The sequence below is a fragment of the Leucobacter weissii genome, from assembly GCF_017565745.1.
Lineage (GTDB): Bacteria > Actinomycetota > Actinomycetes > Actinomycetales > Microbacteriaceae > Leucobacter > Leucobacter weissii.
Window position 1 is genome coordinate 211,062 of sequence record NZ_JAGDYM010000011.1, and the last position, 15,370, is coordinate 226,431.

The window sequence follows — 15,370 nt, forward strand, 5'->3', positions numbered from 1 at the left end:
CCCCGGCGCACCCGGCCCGCGCTCAGCGGCGCCGCCTCCCGCCGGTGCTCGTCCGCCTGGCCGCCCACCACGATCCCGCGCCGCCGAGGAGCAGCAGGGCGGCCGCGGCCGCGAGCCCGATCCCGGCGCCGCCGCCGGTCGAGGGCAGGGGGTGCGGAGCGGGCTGCGCCCCCGCGTCGCCCGGGGCGGGCGTCGCACCGGTCTCTTCCGGCGCCGGCGTCGCGTCGGAGTCGTCCGAGCCGGGCCCGCGCGGATCCGGATCGCCGCCGCCGGGCTCCGGTCCCGGGCCGGGCTCCGGGCCCGGCGTCACGGGGCGGGCCGCGACGGAGAACGGGATCGAGACGGACGGGACGGGCCCGCCCGCATCCGCGAGGGCGGCGACCAGTTCGTGGTCGCCGTACGCGGCATCGGCTGGAATGCTCATCGGCATCTCTACCGACCCGTCGGCGCCCACGACCGCCCGGCCCAGTTCGACCGGGTCGGAGCGCATCTCGACGACGACGGCCGCGCCGGCCGGCAGGTGATCGCCGCGCAGAGCGACACGGTCGCCCCGGCGCAGCGTCCGGCCCTCGAGCGGGCCGCCGTCCGGCCCGGTGATCCGCGGCTCGAACACGAAGGGCGTCGTGGCGACCGGGGCGCTCCAGGCGCCGGTGCCGACCGTGTTCACCGCGGCGACCTGGAACTCGTATGCCGTGCCGTTGTCGAGGCCGCCGACGGAGGCGGTCAGCCCCCGGTCGAGCTCCTGCGCCTCGCCCCACGCCGGGGCGCCGACGATCCGGAACCGGATGCTGTAGCCGGTGATCGGGCTGCCGCCGGTGCTCGAGGGTTCGGCCCAGCTCAGCGAGACTTCGCGGTCGCCCGGCAGCGCCCGCAGGTCTTCCGGTGCATCGGGCGAGGTGCGCGGGGTGAGGGCCGCGGTCGAGGCCGCTGCGCCGTCCCCTGCGGCGTTGCGCGCTGCGATCTCGATCCGATACGAGGCGCCGTTCACGAGGTCGGTGAACGTGTACGAGCGTGCGTTCGCCGGCACGATGTGAGTGACGGGGGAGTCGGAGCCGGAGAGCCGGGTGAGGATCAGGCGGTAGCTCTCGATCTCGGCGCCGCCGTCCGATTCGGGGGCGCGCCAGCCCACGGTGATCCGGCGATCGCCCGGTGAGGCGTCGACGAGTCGCGGCGAGCCGGGGAGGGTGCGCGGGGTGGCGCCGAGCGTGTTGCTGGCCGCACCCGTGCCGATCGCGTTGATCGCGCGCACCCTGAACTCGTACTCGGTGCCGTTGTCGAGCCCGGTCACCTCGGCCGTGCTGCTGCCGAGCCCGAGGTCGAGGTCGACGCCGGCTGCGGCGGTGGTCCAGTCGCCGCCCGCCGTGCGCTGCTCCACCCGGTAGCCGGTGATCTCGCTGCCGTTGTCCGAGCGGGGAGGCGTCCAGCGCAGGTGCACCGAGCGGTCGTCGGGGGCGACCGAGTCGAGCATCGGGGCGATGGGGGCTCCGGCGGGCACGGTGAAGACGCTCTGGCTCCACGGTCCGGTCCCTGCGCGGTTCACGGCGCTCACCTGGAACTCGTAGGTGATGCCGTTCGTCAGATCGGAGAACTCGAACTCGGAGAGGTCGGGGGAGAGGACGCGAGTGAGGCGCCAGTCGCCGTCCGGGTCGCCGCCGTCGAGCGGGCGATGCCGGATCCGGTGCTCGGTGATGGGGCTGCCGCCGTCGCTCGGTGCCTGCCAGGAGACGGTCGCCCGGGCGTCCCCCGACTGGGCGGTGACTCCCGTCGGCGCGCCCGGTGCCTCCGCCGGGGTGGCCGAGGCCTCGGCCCAGGGGCCCAGGCCCTGGGGTCCGTTGCGCGCGGCGATGCGGAAGTCGTACGCCGTGCCGTTGTCGAGCCCGACGGCGATGAGTTTGCGCGCCGTGGCGGGGTACTCGCCGATGCGGCCCCACGGGCCGCCGTCCGAGCGCCGTTCAAGGACGTACTCCGTGATCGGCGCGCCGCCGTTGGAGGTCGGGGCGTTCCAGACGAGTTCCACCGATTGATTGCCGGGATATGCCGAGAAGCCCCGGACAGCCGAAGGTGCGGTGGTGTAGAGCAGAGTTCCGTAGCTCGGCTCGCTGTCGCCTGCGCTGTTGTTCGCTGTCAGACTCGCGGGATAGTTGGATCCTCGAGTGAGGCGCGTGCCGTCGAAGGTACAGCTGAGTTCGGCGGTGGTGCACCCCACCCCGGGGAGGACCATCAACCGATACTCGGCGATGGCCACGCCGCCGTTCGATGACGGGGGATCCCAGGATGCGGTGACCTTGCCGTCCGGAAGCGAAACCAGCCGCAGGCCGAGTGGCCGGCTCGGTGGGACGGGCGCGACGGTGAGGGTGACCGTGCGCGTGACCGCGGGTCCGATTCCGTTCGATACCGTCAGCGTGATCGGGTACGACCCGACCTCGGTCGGGGTGCCCTCGAAGGTGATGTAGCCCGGGCCGCTCGTGCTGATCATGCCGGGCGGCGGTGATCCGTCGAGTGTCACCGTGGGGCGGTGCGACCCGGTCGAGATGAATGCCGCGAAGCCGAACTGGTTGAAGAAGAACCGCGAGTCCCCGCCGAGCAGGCCGGGAGCCTGCATCGCGTCATCGACGTAGGTCTCAAAGCCGAGCGACCACTCTTCCTCGTAGGCGGGCAGACTCCCTCGATCGTAGCCAGTGGTCAGCCGCACCCAGGCGGTCGCGTCGGATCTGAGAAGGATCCCGTACTGCGTCTCCGCGGTGACGGGCGCGGGCTGCTCGAGCGTGACCGTGCGCAGGTCGTCCGGCGAACTGTTCGCGCCCACGGCCGGGAAGGTCGCGAAGCCGAGCGTCTGTCCGCCGACGAAGGAGCCGTCGACGAGCGTCACGATCTCTGCCCGCACCTCAGGCTGAGGGTTGTACCTGTCGAACGCGATCGCGATTCGGTCGATCGCGCCGGTTCTGCCCGCGGTGAAGGTCTGTCGGAGTGGCCCGGAGGTGACGGGGATGTAGCTGCCGGGAGTGGTGAACCTCGTGGAGCTCTGGTCGAGCGACGAGGCGGCCTGCGCCGGCGGTGCGACGGGGCCGGCGATCAGCCCGGTCGCGCCGATGAGCGCGGCGGCGAGGGCCGCCAGGAGTTTGACGGTGGGGCGTCGTCGTCGTGGCGTTCTCTGCGGTGTTTGCTGCTGTGTTTCTCGTGGCATCCGGTGCTGCATCGCGGGGTGCTTCCTTCGTGTCGAACGCGGTTGCGCCGTCGACTCGAGGAGCGGTTCCCGCGGTGATGTCCGCCGTGCCCGCCTGGCTGCCTCACGCAACTCGGAAGACCCACTCGCATCTTTGAATTTACTTCTTCTATACCGAATATAGTGCGACTATATCAAATTTGGGAAGCGGGTGCGGTGCCGGACTGCGAGTGGTTCGAAGCGGCGGTGTCGGACTCGCTTCGCGGGCGGCGGCGATGCGTGATCCGGATCCGTCGAGCGGGGGTCTGGAGTCGGTCTTCAGGAATCGAGTGCCCGTGGTGCCCGCCCCAAAGACGTGGTGGCGCGGCGAGAAGCACCATCTCGCGAGAGCTGTGAGAGGCCAGGCAGGATTTGAACCTGCGACCCCTTGGAGAATCCCTGATCAAAGCCGGTTTTTCTCGAAGTCGTGGAGCGTCTCGGGTTCCCTGTTTCTAACTGGGAATCGGGTGATTCGCCTGTTTGGAGTGTAGCCGGTCCGTGGCGCTGCGTCACGGGTGATTGAGGTGGGTAATAGTTCCCATATACGCAATCGGACTCATCCTCTAATCGCGCATACATGATGCTAACCTGCGACTGTGTTGGCTACCTTAGATTCGTCTCCTCGCGCAGTAAGTGAGATTGTCACAGCAGTAGTCAATCCCCCTTGGTGGGGGGTCTCAGTGATCGCTGGAGCATTCCTTCTTCTGGGAGGCTTCCTGACTTTCATATTCACTCGACTTAACGACAATCGAAAAGCACAAAGGGAGCGAGACGCCGTCTGGACGCGCGAAGTGATCGACAGAGGCGCGAAACTCCTAGAGTGTGGCGATAAGGTTCGCGACTTAGGCCTGATCTCCCTGAATAGAGACATAAGTGAGTGCCTGGTCTTAATTTCAGAAGAAGGCGGGTCGTTACTTGAGGAACTCCGGCTCTCGGCTCGCAGATTTTCCTTGGTCATGCCCGACAGCTTTGGACCTGATTTCAAGGACTATATGGCGTGGTCAACGGCGCTTCTTATCCCGCCATTTCAGCAGAAGGGGCAACTACTGGCACTCCAGCATCAAGCCCAAGCATCGCAGCGTATCATCAACCGAATTCGCGAAGTCAATGGTTTACCTAACCAGGCGATGACCAGCAACGGCTACCAGGACCTACCAGAGCGGGTCGAGGATGTCGTTGCCTCCGCCCTAGACGAGATAGCCACAGCAAACCGCGAGGAAAGGCAGCAGACTGACAGTTAGCGAGAATCAGGTTTCTTTGACACACCCAAAGCTAGTAGAGCCGACGGACAGTGGTGCCGCTCGATGATCCTGAGCACCTGGGCATTCAAATACTAAATGCGTCTAATTCGAGAATGAACTCATGGACGGTCGCCCAGCCCGAGGAGGTTTCACGGCTGTATTTCTGGGCATACGGAAATACGATACTCGTGGCTGTTCCCCGAGCCTCGCACAAGTAATACCAGGCAAAGCCGAGGACCTGAGTTTTCGGCCCAACAGGGCAAAGGTATATGTTATTTGCTTTTCCGCGTTGACGAAGCATTGCAACCTGTTCGCTCAGGACTTGAGCGGTCATGAATGGGTTACTAGCTGGCGCAAAGAGCAGGGTACGAGTGCGATAGTCATTGATGGATTCTCTCGCTTGAGAGACTCTATAAAGACTCTCTTGATACATGTGCGGTTGAAGCCCTGGGAGCCCAACCAACAAGTAGTGCTCAGCGTTCTTCTTGCTTTCTGCCGCAGCCTTCACCAGCTCATGATCATAACCGGCTCCGATAACGAGGCAATCGCGACCGTCAAACGCCGTTCGATGAAGTCCTCCATATCCAGGAACAATCGCGACCCTTTCGATGGGCCCTTTACTGAAGGTAGTCTCATGCCCCGAAATATAGGAAACCGGGTCTGAATAGAGAAGAGTTACATACTGAAATCCTGCACGCTTCAACATAAGCGGCAGCAATAGCAAATAGGGCCGCATCATCCCAGTGATATCGATCGCAACGCGACTCGAGCGATCAGCCGGAAATTGGTCTATGCACCTTTCCCACGCGTCTACGATCGCTTCGTGCGGATTAGGCGACCACCAGGCAGATGAGGGACGTTCATCCGCGGGATAACCATATTCTGGATGAACGAGCCATAGTTTCTGCGAGGCTGGCAGTCGCTCAAAGAGTCCTATCACCCTCTCGGAATCGTTGTAGGCAGACAGCAGGAAATCAAATGAACGATCCCCTAACTCCTCCGGACTGAACCTTGTTCGAGAGAATATGCTGTAGTCATACATAACTTGACCTAGAACAGCTGATCCATTGCTGGACTTTTGAATGGTGCAGTAAGAGGCGATACGCGCCTTTTGGCTACGGTCTGAAACGCGGCCTCGTCTGACCCAGGTGAGAACAGTGCGCTCACTTCGTCTCCGGTCAACGACAGATCTCCCCTTCGACCGAACCCCAGGCCGAAGAAAGGCGACAGCATCGGATGGAGCTTAAACTTCCTATGCACGGAGCCGCGGTTACGAGATTGCCGGCCCATAGGGACCTCAATCAACATGCGATGCTTAACGCAGCTCTCGATTACCTTTATTGTTTGTTGATCCAGCCCCTCGAGGTTCGACGAGAATGTAGTCAGGTTTACCTCAGAAGGCTTATCTGAATAGCGAATATCCCGAAGCAGAGAACCCAAGCGTCGAATAGCGCGGTCGCAGTGCGTTCCTATTTCCCCCAACGGCTTTACATCATTGAGGTACCAAGAAGACGCCTCGCGCACTCCTGCCGACTGTGTGGAGATCGGTACAACGACACCTTCTCCAAAAGGCTGCTCATCTCGCCACGTCGCCCGGGAAGTTATATATTTGAGAATCACCAGGAGGTTCCGAGGCAGGTAGCCTGTCATACCTACTAGTGTGTCTATGCCGAAGTAGGGTTGGTCCACAGATTGATCGGCATAGACCTGGGCCGCCATGTCATGCTTCCATAGGTTAAGAAAGTTCTTCTGCTCCACCTGGGCTGAGTCTGTCGCTAAGGGGCGGACAAATTCACTTGCCTGCTGGAAGTGTCCCGGCCGAAACAGACCCTCTTTACTCCACAATTGGAAGGCTTTGAGGATCGCCAGCTTTTCCAGAAGTGGGTGTTCATCGCACCTCACTTCCGCTACTACTTGGTCAGCGATTTCAGGACTTCGCGTTGTCTCAAGAACTACTTTGCGAACGCGCGTCAGATGTTTCCTGTCACGAGATCCAATGGCATCTAGTAGAGCGTCATCTAACAATGAAGTCGTTTTCCTGGCCTCAAGCTTGCGAACCCAATCCCTCGAAGCCTGAGGTTCCAAATCTGCCGCACGAAGCCTCTTCTCGATCATGTCAACACAGAATCGCTTGTAGGCCTCTTCGCTCTGGCTATACGCGTTCTCTGGCACAACCTTTCGAAACTCGCTGCCCTCTTTGTTTTCCTCCCCAGCGCTTAACGTCTTCTGAGTACGGATGCCCCATTCACGAGATCCGATTAAGAAGCATGTCGGCAGCTTCTTCTCCCTAACGAGCGTGTTCACAAATAGCTGTTGGCTCTCAGTGAGGTTCTCAAGTTCGTCGAGCATATAGGTGAGTTTCATGCCGTCCAGCCCCTGAAGCTGCTGGACAGCCGAACCCATACCGAATACGAGCGATCCAGGCGAGAACCGGATCAAAACCTCTAAAGATTTTTTCAGCGGAGCATTATTTATTGCAGCATCGATGTTCTGTTGGACTGCGGCAAGTGCTTCCCTGAAATTCGCTAATGGTGAGTTCGCCTTCAATTTAGGAAAATCCAGGATGAGCTGCGAACCGGTCTCCACCAGATGTTCGAGTTCGTCCGCGTTCCAGGGATTTTCTGTGGCCTGAATGTCAGAAATAATATCCAGAAGCAGCAGCACAAGGCGGATCTCTAGTGACTGCGCAAATACCGCTCGCCAAGCGTCATCCGAGATATGTGCGCCCTCGAAGCGGCTACCGTCAAGACCGCTGGCAGGCACGTAGATACCGAGGTAACCGTCCCCTTTCAGCGCCTTCAGAAGGCTACCGGAAGCACGATCCTTCTGAAGAGGATAGGAGTAGAAACGCATTAGATGCGTTCTACCTCCCCCTTTACCTCCCACAAGATACTGAGTTATCGGACTACGCGGATCAACCAGCGGATAGTCTTCGGTAGAGAAACTTACAAAGCGAGTAGCAATCTCATGATCGGTGAAGTCTACAGCTTTTGTTACCTCAAAGGGGTTCTGTGGCATCATTACACCTTGCTATAACGCGGAAAGACAGCTTCCCATTCAATTGAATACTCGTTTAGCCAGAAAATCGGTAGTGAATTGTCGGGAACATTATGTTGAAATCCCATAAGCAGCTGCCCATCCTTATAGCCGAGCGGATGGTTCGGAACTAGTAGTTTCCCATACGCTTCAGCGAAGCGCTTGGCCTCATCAAGAGTGATTTCAACAGGAGGAGAAATATACACTCTCGAGCGCTTGTCGAAGGCTTTCTCCGCGTCATCGAGTTCATTCACTGTTTCTACGTGATCAAATGGGAGCTTCCTTACAGTTTCAAGGGCTTGGGAGCGCGCAAAGAGTGTGAAGTAGGAGATCTCTAAGTCCAGAGAACTCTCTTGTGCTGTCTGCCGGACATACTGGAGCAGTTTTTTGCTGTACTCCGTTGCCTGCTGACCTGATCCCATCAAGTCATCGATAAACACAAGCCGTTTCAATCCTTGTATTGCTATGGCGTTGTTGGAAACACCCGGCGCCTTAGCCATAATCTCATGTTGATGAATAAACAGGGACTTTGGCAGCTTATTGACTTGCCGGAAATAGTAGAGAAGGTGGGCGCCACTCTCTGATGGATTACCCATCCCCAGGAACCTCGTCGTGGCTAGCTCTCTGCGGAATTCCGCGTCTAAGGAGAGAAAATCTCGAGTATGCCCCAGAGCCTTTCTACTCGCCTGGATAATCGGATAACGGAAGAGATCCCGAAATAGCGATTTCAGCATTTCTCTGACTTCGTTGATTCCAAAGAAATCGAAGTTAGCCAAGAGGTGAAGAGCATGAAGCCGCTCTCGTTCGACGCCTAGCACGCGCCCGTCAAAGTTGCCCAACCAACGCTCTACATCTGAGCCTTGAACTACGCCTGACCAGACTTCCTCTGAGAGTGTGCGTATGCGACTCTGTATTGCCTCCTCTATCGAGTCTTCAACAGCGAAAACTTGATCACTTCTATCACTACTCATCAGCCTCGAAAACCTCAACGTATTCAGCGTGAGATGGTTTCGCTGCAGATCTGCGCTTCGTTAGCAAAGATCGGCCTCGAATCTCATCACGCAGACTTATAGCGCGCCTATAACCCCGATATTCAAGCATGTCACCTAATAGGTCATAGGTTTCAACTTCCAGGTTTCCGACCGTATTCGTTCCAGAAATCAGGACCACTCTTGCCGCTTTTGCTTGAGCGTTCGCGAAAACCCTATCCATGTCCGAGAAATAGTGGGCATAAATCGCTCCTCGCGTTTTTGAAACCGCTTCGGCCGCCTCTATGACTTCCCCAATGTGAGGTAGAAGCGCTTCGTTCTTATACGAAGTACGCTCAGCAAGGGAGAGATGCTCACGACCGATACTGCTGCGTTCAAGCCCGATGGTTCCCGCGTCAGTACCATGATGCAGCCACCCCAGTTCAAGACTCGTGCTGCGTATGTACTTTTGCGCCGCACCATAAGGCGGGCTGGTAAAAACTAAAGCTCTGTCGCCCAGTGATGCCTGGCCCCAAGTACCAGGATCACGAGCATCTCCTTCGATTACAGATGCTGCGGTACACGATGCCTGAATTCTCTCAAGTCGATTAGCGACTTGTTCGGCCGTTTGGGCCCATGTTTGCCACACATCCTTGGAAGAGAAAACTGTAGGAGACTTCGGCCTGACTGGTACCGGGATCCGTCGATCAGTATTAGCTACTTTCTTGGCAGTCAGGACAAAAACTAGGGACAACGCATCAGCTTCAACGCCGTTCCGGCCCTGAAGTACATGTGAGAGACGCGCAAGGGCAGAGTATGCTTCTGACGAATACCAATGCCGAACATATTCCTTCGCGTCTCGTCGGCGACGCCCTTGTTTCGCGTCTTGCAGAACCTGACGAATGCTGCGTCGAAACTGGCCCGTGTCTAGCGGGGTTGTCTTCACTCTCGATACGAGAGCACCTATTGGATTCTGTTCGATACCGCTAGATCGCAATCCCAGCTTTTGCGCTTCAACGAGCACGGTGCCCGATCCGCAGAACGGATCAAGCACATAATCTACTCCTTTAGTGATTTGCTCGCAGGCGAGAAGCATCCGAGGTATCTGCCTCAACAGGCGCGCTGGGTAGGGGAAGATTCCATGCGTCAGCTCGTCAGCAGGTAAGGAACCAACCAGGTCGCGAAAGCTAACATCAATCGGACGGCCCTGATACTGCTCTTCTAGTTGACTGAATATGCCGCTAAACGAAGAGGTAGGGGGGTGAGCCTCTGACAGGCCCCCATCTCGCATCTGACCTCTCATGAGCACGCCTTCGATACTATCGTTGTCACGTCTGAAGCCTGCGGCGTTAAGCATTGCAGTCAGGACTCCCGTGAAACGCGCTAAGTATGGAGGGGGCGAATGGCCCCCTCGCCAGCTCCGAAGCATCGGCGAAGTCAGTTCTAGAATGAAGGCTCGTGTCTGGATTCTCCACACATTGCCGACTGTGGCGGGAGGCAACGACCGAGGAGACGACCCGGTTCACTACAACGAACGCGAGAACCTGGCAAGGAGCAATCGCCCCTATGCATGGGTCTGTGATATCAAATCAGAGCTTACTCGCGACCTTCAAACCTCCGTTGAAAGAAGTGTGGCGGCTCGTTGAGCTGTGCTGAGTGAGTCACAGCGGGGCTGGTTCAAAGTGCTTCGTGCGGGGGCGTGGGGCGCATTTCTGAGGGTCGAACGCTGGTTCTTGGAGCTGGTTGCTCGATCTGCGGCGATGCGGGCATAGCGCGCAAAGATTCGGCTCGAGACCTGCATCCAGTGTTTCAGTCCATCCCCGGCACTGCCTGTCCCTGGCAGTGGTAGGCAAACCGGGGTTCTGGCTACCACTGGACCGCCCGGGGATGGTAGTTGCATGGCCGGTTCGCATCGTGTGACCGGACGCACTTCACCCGATCTCAGGGAGGGAACCTGCCCGATGGCAACCGCAACTCACTCCGCCGCTCGCATGGAGAGCCCACCGGATACGCCCCGTCAGCGGGCGAGACTCGCGCTATTGGCGCTGAGCATTGGCGGGTTCGGGATCGGGCTGACCGAGTTCGTTATCGCGGGTCTGTTGACCGAGGTTGCCAGTGATCTCGGCGTCACAATCAGTCAGGCTGGGCACCTCGTCGGAGCGTATGCGTTAGCGGTCGTACCAGGAGCGCTCATCATCACCCCGTTTCTGATGAGACGGCCACCGAATTACGCGCTCGTGCTGCTGCTGGGCTTCTTCGTCGCCGGGAACCTGCTCTCGGCGTGGGCGCCAAACTACGAGGTGATGTTTGCCGGTCGCTTCGTTGCCGCCCTTGCGCATGGCGGCTACTTCGGAATCGGCGCTGTGCTCGCGGGATCGCTCGTACCGAAGGACAAGCAGGCTTCTGCCGTGGCCGCGCTGTTCGCTGGCCTCACAATCGCGAATGTGCTGGGCGTGCCTGTCGGAGCATTGGTGGGGCAACAGTTCGGGTGGCGGATGGTGTTCTGGATCATCAGCGCCCTTGGCGTGCTCGCTCTCGCCGGCCTTGTCGCGCTGGTACCACGCACGAAGCCGGAACAAGATCAGTTGCCGGTCGCACAGCAGTTCCGGGCGCTCGCCCGCCCGCAGGTGCTCGCCTCGCTGCTGACGACGGCGCTGGTGTTCGGCGGCATGTTCGGCGTCTTCACATACATCGAGCCGCTGCTACGCGAGGTCACGGGCTACTCGGCGTCTGCGATCCCGTGGCTACTGGTGATCTTCGGGGCTGGGCTGTTCGCTGGCAACATCGTCGGCGGGAAGGCGGCAGATAAGAACGCCGATAATGCGGTATTGATCCTCTCGATTCTGTTGCCGGTCGTGATTCTTACCCTGGGCGCGGTGGCTGGAGTGCCGGTGCTGGTTGCGATCCTGTTGTTCTTGCTCGGGCTGGTGGGCTTCGCCACCGTGCCCGGCCTTCAGGCGCGCGTGATGCGGCACGCTCAGGGCGCGGCGACGCTCGCGTCAGCCACGAATATCGCCGCGTTCAACCTCGGCAACACCATCGGCGTCAGCCTCGCAGGAGCCGCCATCGCCGCCGGGTACGGACTCGTCAGCCCCGCCCTCGTCGGCGCCGGACTCACCGTAATCGGCCTGGCACTCATCGTCGCCGCACGCATCTCCGCCAGGCGCAAGAACACGCTCACTCAGCCGACCAACTAAGGAAGAGGCTCTCATCATGGATCTCAATCTCGACAACAAGTTCATCATCGTCACCGGAGGCACCAGCGGCATCGGCCTCGCGACCGTCCACGAACTCGCCAGCGAGGGCGCACACGTCATCGCCGTAGCCCGCAACGCGCCTACTGACGGGGCGCTGCCGCAATCGGCGGGATTCATCGCGGCCGATCTTGCTGACCCCGAGGCCGCAAGATGGCTGGTCGCTGAGGTGCTGGATCGCTTTGGACGTATCGACGGTCTGGTGAACAACGCGGCACTGTTCGATACCCGCGACTCGTTCGTTGAACTCGATGATGAACTGTGGCGGGCGACGTTCGAGGTGAATGTGTTCGCTCCAGCCCGGCTCGTGCGCGCGGTGATCCCCGCCATGTCGGAGGGAGGCGGCAGCATCGTGCATCTCGGCAGTGAGGCTGCTCGGATGCCGGACCCGACGATGGCCCCGTATGCGGCGTCGAAGGCAGCGATCCTGTCGCTGTCGAAGTCGCTCGCGGCGGAGTTCTCACCGATCGGGATCCGTTCGAACGTGGTCTCACCCGGCCCCACCCGCACGGCACTGTTCGACGCGCCGGGCGGCTTCGCCGAGCAGCTCGCGGCGCGCTTCGGTACTGATCCTGATACGGCCGTGGATCGCTTCATCCGCGAGGAGCGCCGACTGCCTACCGGCAAGATCGGGCACCCCGGCGACGTCGCGGACGCGATCACCTATCTGCTGTCTCCCCGGGCGGGGCAGGTGACCGGGGCGGAATGGGCGGTCGACGGCGGCGCGCTCCGTCAGCTCTGATCGAGGCATGGCATGACCACGATCACCGCATCCGAAATGGTACTCACGGAAACCACCGCCAGCGACGGGATGCGGGTGCCGATCCTCATACATCGACCGGCGGACCCGCAAGGGTGGCTCGTATGGGCGCACGGCGGCTCCTGGCAGTACGGTTCCGTCTCGCAGTGGGCGCCGATCACCGCGAGTATCGCTGACCGCACTGGTTGGGCGGTCGCCTCAGTCGAATACCGGCTCGCCCCGGCACACACGTTCCCGGCAGCGGTACTCGACGTACTCGGCGCACTCAAGTGGGCCGAGGACCGTGCGGATGGTCTGCCGGTGGTCGTGGGAGGCGATAGCGCGGGCGGCACGATCGCGAGCCTTGCCGCGCTTGCTCGACGGGATGCCGATGATCTGGTGCCTGCGCAGGTGCTCGCGTATCCGCCGTTCGATCCCGACTGCGCCAACCCCTCGTACTCGGCCAGGGGCGCGTTCCCAAGAGCTCCTGATCTGCGAGCCTCCTGGCAGCAGTGGCTCGTACCCCGGAGCGTTACCGAGTCCGAGTTGCCGGTGACGCCGTTACGGGCGGCGACCCTGGCCGGGCTTGCGCCAGTGACGCTTCTTGTCGGTGACCGCGATCCTGTGCGCGATGACGTGACCGCGTATGCCGACCGGCTCCGAGCAGACGGCGTGCACACGCGCGTCGAAACCGTCGCGGGAGTCGGGCACGCCGATCTGTTGCAGCCCCGCAGCGCGATCTTGGAAACGTTGATGGCGGTCTTCACCGAGCCCGCGCTTGTCGCCTTCCACCAGCACCAGCGAGAGGACACCCCATGACCATGATGCCCCGGCGTCGCGGAGGCAAAGTCATTGGTGGGCTCGGTGCCGCGCTCCTTGTCGCGGGTGGCGCGCTGGGGGCTGCGACCTTCTTCGCTCCCGACCAGGTCGAGTATCACTATGGCAATGCTCGAACGGTGGTGATCCAGACCACCGCCGGTATCCGAGAACAGGCGACCGGCGACTTGCCGACAGTGCGATTCGGTGTCAGCGGGCACATTCCAGAGCTTGATAGCTGCGACGGCACGTTCACGCACATGGCTTCCTACGAGCACCCTGAGGTACCGCCGATCTGGGCGGCGCACAACGGCTGTCAAGGCGATGCGATCTTGCCGTGGGAGATCGGCCAGCAGGTCCAGATCGAGGGAGACGACACCGTCTATGAGGTGGTCGATATCCGCCATACCCCGCGCGTGTGGGCCACCACCGCTGACCTTGCTGGTCTCGGCGGAGATTTCGCGTTGCAGACCTGCTTCTACGGCCAAGACCAGATGAAGTTCGTCGGCCTTGAGCCTGCTCTTGAACCCGCTTGACCCTACCCGGAAACCGAAAATCACGAGGAAGGAAAACACTATGACTCTCACCCCTGCTGCTCCGGCTCCGCTCGAGGCGCTGACTCGGCACTTCATCGACCTGCGCGACGGCAACCATTTCGGCCATGTGACCCGCTCCGGCAAGGAGTCTGCATTCGGCGAGGCCGTCCGGCTCCTCGATGCCCCGGCCCGGAAGGTTCTGGCGGAGTTCAACGAGCACCAGCTCTCGGGTACCGGGAAGGTCGACGCGACCGGCCTGCACCGTGACACCACCGGAGGCCTGCTCGCGTCCTGGCTGCTGACGTGGCATGAGCAGCGTGCGGCGAAGCTCGCCCCGATCAGCATCATCGCGACCTACGGTGCCGGGTTCCATCACCCGCATCTGCGCGGCGCGACGATCGGTGAATGGCCGCTCAACGTCGCAACTCCCGAGCACGCTGAGGAACTCGTGCCAGTGCTGCGCACGATCGCCGGGGCCGATATCCACAACCTCGTGTTCCAGGTGGGTGGCGACTGGCGCATCATCCCCGCCCTCCACCCGGCAGTGCAGAACGGTACGGTCCAAAGGCAGTCAGCATGAGGCTGTCAATTCTCGATCAAGTGCCCCTCACCGAGCACACTCGGATGCCGGCGGAGGCCGTGCAAAGCGGCCTCCGCCTGGCAGAGGAGGCCGAAGCGCTCGGGTTCCATCGGATCTGGTACGCCGAGCACCACCGCTCACGATCGTTCGCAAGCACCGCGCCTGAGATGATGACCGCGCTCGCGCTGGAACGTACCGACCACATCCGAGTCGGTACGGGTGGCATCCTGCTCCCGCTCTACCGAGCAAACAAGGCAGCCGAAGTGATGGGCCTGCTCGGGCACGTACACGGTGACCGCGTCGATACCGGGGTGGGTCGCGCTGCACTCGATGATCCCACATACGGGGAGAAGATCGCGACCCTGGTAGACGAGCTCGGCCAGCTCCACGAACCTGTCGACGCAGAGCCAGCGGGTCGGGTCTGGGTGCTCGGTGCCGGGGGCTCCACCGCCCCGCTCGCAGGCAGCCTGGGTGCCGGCTACGCGCACGGGCATTTCTTCGTACCCCGAGGCGGCGAGGCCGCCACTGCCGCCTACCGAGAAGCTGCAACAGTGCATGAGCACGGCGCACCTACGGTGTTGGCGGTGCGCGCGGTCACAGCCGAAGATCCCGAGCGGGCGCAGGCATTGGCTGATGCGATGCTGCTGTGGCGTGCACGCAAAGACCTCGGTCATGACGGACCGATCCCGTCTGCGGAGACCACCGCCGCGCATGAGTGGAATGAGCAGGAACGCACCCGCGCCAAGGCCCGTTCGAAAGCGATCATCGCAGGCACTCCCGACCAGGTTGCGAGCGAGCTGGAAGCGTTGGCCGATGCGCACGGAGCTGACGAAGTCATGGTGAACACCCTCACCAGCGACCCCGACGATCGATTGGCCTCCTACCGGCTTCTGGCCGAACACCTCGCGCGCTGATATCGAGACACAGAAGTGGGGGGGGGGGGGGGGGGGGGGGGGGGGGCGGGGGGAATGACGGGGGGGGAGGGAGGGGGGGGGGGG

General features: G+C 61.4%; 12 protein-coding genes. 7 read left to right on the plus strand and 5 right to left on the minus strand.

Annotated features, from left to right (window positions below):
- Positions 1-22: 22 nt before the first annotated feature.
- Complete coding sequence (locus tag J4H92_RS10860; protein ID WP_208098203.1) at positions 23-3,184, minus strand: fibronectin type III domain-containing protein; 3,162 nt, start codon at positions 3,182-3,184, stop codon at positions 23-25.
- A 698-nt stretch (positions 3,185-3,882) separates the two neighbouring features.
- Here J4H92_RS10860 and J4H92_RS10865 point away from each other — a divergent pair.
- On the plus strand, positions 3,883-4,443 hold the full coding sequence (locus tag J4H92_RS10865) for a hypothetical protein (protein ID WP_208098204.1): 561 nt from the start codon (positions 3,883-3,885) through the stop codon (positions 4,441-4,443).
- A gap of 85 nt (positions 4,444-4,528) precedes the next feature.
- Here J4H92_RS10865 and J4H92_RS10870 read toward each other — a convergent pair whose 3' ends face one another.
- From J4H92_RS10870 to J4H92_RS10885, 4 genes are read right to left on the minus strand one after another with little or no spacing between them, the layout of a single operon-like run.
- Positions 4,529-5,485 carry a hypothetical protein gene (locus tag J4H92_RS10870; RefSeq protein WP_208098205.1) on the minus strand — a complete coding sequence of 319 codons (957 nt, stop codon included), beginning with the start codon at positions 5,483-5,485 and terminating at the stop codon, positions 4,529-4,531.
- 8 nt (positions 5,486-5,493) lie between these two features.
- A complete protein-coding gene (locus J4H92_RS10875) occupies positions 5,494-7,464 on the minus strand; it encodes an ORC-CDC6 family AAA ATPase (protein WP_208098206.1) in 1,971 nt (656 codons plus the stop codon).
- Positions 7,464-8,450, minus strand: a complete 987-nt coding sequence (locus J4H92_RS10880; protein ID WP_208098207.1) for a phosphoribosyltransferase-like protein — start codon at positions 8,448-8,450, stop codon at positions 7,464-7,466. The genes J4H92_RS10875 and J4H92_RS10880 overlap by 1 nt, the downstream gene beginning before the upstream one ends.
- Positions 8,443-9,804 (minus strand): DNA methyltransferase, encoded by a 1,362-nt coding sequence (locus J4H92_RS10885; protein WP_208098208.1) that lies wholly within the window; start codon positions 9,802-9,804, stop codon positions 8,443-8,445. The genes J4H92_RS10880 and J4H92_RS10885 overlap by 8 nt, the downstream gene beginning before the upstream one ends.
- A 682-nt stretch (positions 9,805-10,486) precedes the next feature.
- On the opposite strand from J4H92_RS10885, the gene J4H92_RS10890 reads away from it, so the two are divergent.
- From J4H92_RS10890 to J4H92_RS10915, 6 genes are read left to right on the plus strand one after another with little or no spacing between them, the layout of a single operon-like run.
- Positions 10,487-11,644 (plus strand): MFS transporter, encoded by a 1,158-nt coding sequence (locus J4H92_RS10890; protein ID WP_243752240.1) that lies wholly within the window; start codon positions 10,487-10,489, stop codon positions 11,642-11,644.
- 16 nt (positions 11,645-11,660) lie between these two features.
- Positions 11,661-12,443 (plus strand): SDR family NAD(P)-dependent oxidoreductase, encoded by a 783-nt coding sequence (locus tag J4H92_RS10895; RefSeq protein ID WP_208098209.1) that lies wholly within the window; start codon positions 11,661-11,663, stop codon positions 12,441-12,443.
- Positions 12,444-12,455: 12 nt separating this feature from the next.
- Entirely contained in the window at positions 12,456-13,259 is an 804-nt protein-coding gene (locus tag J4H92_RS10900) for an alpha/beta hydrolase (RefSeq protein ID WP_208098210.1), read from the plus strand.
- A complete protein-coding gene (locus tag J4H92_RS10905) occupies positions 13,256-13,792 on the plus strand; it encodes a hypothetical protein (protein ID WP_208098211.1) in 537 nt (178 codons plus the stop codon). The genes J4H92_RS10900 and J4H92_RS10905 overlap by 4 nt, the downstream gene beginning before the upstream one ends.
- A 40-nt stretch (positions 13,793-13,832) precedes the next feature.
- Positions 13,833-14,372 carry a hypothetical protein gene (locus J4H92_RS10910; protein ID WP_208098212.1) on the plus strand — a complete coding sequence of 180 codons (540 nt, stop codon included), beginning with the start codon at positions 13,833-13,835 and terminating at the stop codon, positions 14,370-14,372.
- Positions 14,369-15,286, plus strand: a complete 918-nt coding sequence (locus J4H92_RS10915; RefSeq protein ID WP_208098213.1) for an MsnO8 family LLM class oxidoreductase — start codon at positions 14,369-14,371, stop codon at positions 15,284-15,286. Before J4H92_RS10910 ends, J4H92_RS10915 begins: the two co-directional genes overlap by 4 nt.
- The last annotated feature ends 84 nt before the right edge of the window (positions 15,287-15,370 follow it).